Origin of the sequence: Actinomadura logoneensis (assembly GCF_003428695.1) — a bacterium.
Lineage (GTDB): Bacteria > Actinomycetota > Actinomycetes > Streptosporangiales > Streptosporangiaceae > Spirillospora > Spirillospora logoneensis.
Map to the genome: position 1 here is coordinate 1 of NZ_QURH01000629.1, position 2,390 is coordinate 2,390.

The 2,390-nt window shown below is 77.8% G+C and carries 2 protein-coding genes; one reads left to right on the top strand and one right to left on the bottom strand.

What is annotated here, in order from left to right; translation table 11 throughout:
* Positions 1-1,672 (top strand): ATP-binding protein (locus DZF91_RS24870; RefSeq protein ID WP_147341361.1); only part of this gene is annotated, 1,672 nt, incomplete at its 5' end.
* Here DZF91_RS24870 and DZF91_RS24875 read toward each other — a convergent pair.
* Positions 1,650-2,234, bottom strand: a complete 585-nt coding sequence (locus DZF91_RS24875; protein WP_117359674.1) for a TetR/AcrR family transcriptional regulator — start codon at positions 2,232-2,234, stop codon at positions 1,650-1,652. The genes DZF91_RS24870 and DZF91_RS24875 overlap by 23 nt on opposite strands.
* Positions 2,235-2,390: the final 156 nt, after the last annotated feature.

Below are 2,390 nucleotides of genomic sequence, written 5' to 3' on the forward strand. Positions count from 1 at the left end.
GCCGCTGGCGCTGGAGCTCGCCGCGACGCGCGTGCGGGCGCTCGGCGTCACCGCCCTCGCCGAGCGGCTGGACGACCGGTTCCGGCTGCTCACGCGGCGCGGCGGCCCGGCGCGGCAGCAGACGCTGCGCGCGGTGATCGACTGGAGCTGGGAGCTGCTGAGCGGCCCGGAGCGCGTCGCGCTGCGCAGGCTGGCGGTGCACGCGGACGGCTGCACGCTGCGCGCCGCCGAGGAGGTGTGCGGCGGCCCCGACATCGACGTCCTCACCCGGCTGGTCGACCGGTCGCTCGTCGTCTTCACCGAGGACGGCCGGTACCGGCTGCTGGAGTCGGTCTCCGACTACTGCCTCGAACGGCTGCGGGAGGCGGGCGAGGAGGACGCCGTGCGCGCGCGCCACGCCCGGTACTACACGGCGCTCGCCGAGCGCGCCGTCCCGCACCTGCGCGGCCCCGGCCAGGAGGTCTGGCTGCATCGGCTCGACCGCGAGGGCGCGAACTTCCGCGCCGCGCTGGAGCACCGGGCCGATCCGGTGCTGGCGAACGCGCTCGGCTGGTACTGGTTCCTCCGGGGCCGGCTCACCGAGGCCCGCCGCTACCTGGCGCTCGCCCTGGCGCAGGACGCGCCGGAGCCCGTCCTGCGGCGGACGCGCGTCTGGCTGAACGGCCTGACGATGCTGTCCGGGGAGGGGGACGAGTCCGAGTCCCTGCGCAGGGCGGCCCTCGGCCCGGACGCGGACGCCTGGGACCTGTGGTTCCTGACGTTCGTCCACTGGCCCTACGGGGACCTGCCCGCCAACCACGCCCGGCTGGAGCGGGCGCTCGCGCTGTTCGAGGACGCGGGCGACCGCTGGGGCGAGGCCGCCGTGCTGAGCACGCGTGCGAAGCTGCGCATGGTGGGCGGCGACCTGGACGACATGCGGCACGACGCCGAGCGCGCCCTCCGGCTGTTCGGCGCGCTCGGCGACGCGTGGGGCGAGCTGGAGGCGGCCGACGCGGTCGCCCGGCACGCCGAGGTCGTCGGCGACTACGGCCGGGCCGCCCGGATGCGGCAGGAGGTAGCGCGCCGCGCCGAACGCCTCGGCATGTGGGCCGAGGTGTCGTTCGCGCTGTCCGGGCTGGGCCGGGTCGCGCTGCTGACCGGCGACCTCGACCAGGCCCGCGACCTGCACGAACGCGCGCTCGGCCTGGCCCGCGAGCGGTCGTCCCGCTCGGCCGAGGAGTTCGCCGCGATCGGGCTCGCGCTGGTCGCCCGGCGGCGCGGCGACCTGGACGCCGCCGAGGCGCACCTGCGGAGCAGGCTGCCGTGGCTGCGCGGCATCGGCGGGACGGCGGGCATCGCCTTCATCCACGCCCAGCTCGGATACGTCGCCGAGCAGCGCGGCGACGCCGCGTCCGCCGCCGCCCTGCACACCACGGCCCTGGCCGCGGCCCGCGAGACCGACGACCCCCGCGCGGTCGCGCTCGCGCTGGAGGGCCTGGCCGGGGCGCGCTCGCTCGACGGCGACACCGCCGAGGCGTCCCGGCTGCTGGCCGAGGCCGACGCGATCCGGGCGTCCGTTGGCGCTCCCCTGCCGCCCGCCGAACGCTTCGACGTGGACCGGACCACCGCCCGCATCGACCGCCGGACCGTGCCACCGGACGGCGATCGCCTCAGCGCGGCGAACGGCTCCTGACCAGCGGCAGGAACACCTCGTCCACGATCTCGACCAGCACGTCGTCCGGCACGGTGGGCGCGCCCCGCACCACGAACTCGTTCCGCAGCAGGACGACCGCGACCGTCGCGACGCGCGGGTGCAGCGCCTCGGGCGCGACCTCGCCGCGCGCCACCGCCCGTCCGAGGACGGTCAGCCACGGCGCCGCCGCCTCCGACCCGTCCCGCACCTGCCCGGCGAACTCCGCCGCGCCCCCGGCGGCGGCCATCAGCTCCCGCAGGATCGCGCCGAGCGGGGAGCTCCAGTGCCGGTTCGCCCCGCGCAGCAGTTCCAGGGCGTCCTCGCGGAGGTCGCCGGTGTCGGGCACCGGGACCTCCGTGGCCAGCCGCCGGTACGCCGCGACGCCGAGCGCGAGCCGGTTGGGCCACCGCCGGTAGATCGCGTTCTTGTTGGTCCCGGCGCGGGCGGCGACCCTGTCCATGGTCAGCCCCGCGAACCCGGACGCCGCCAGCTCGTCCGCGGCGGCGCCGAGGATCGCCTCCTCCAGCTCCGCTCCCCGCCGGCGCGTGGCCCTGCTCGTCATCCCGCCATTCTCGCGCCCCGCCGCCCCGGACGGTGCGCCGCGAAGCGCGAGCCGCCCGGATCAGGTGGGTGGACGCGGCCGGGGCGTCCACCCCACGTAGCGCCCCGGCCGCGTGTCTCGTGCCCGCGCCGACTCGTGCGGCGCGGGGAGCCTCCC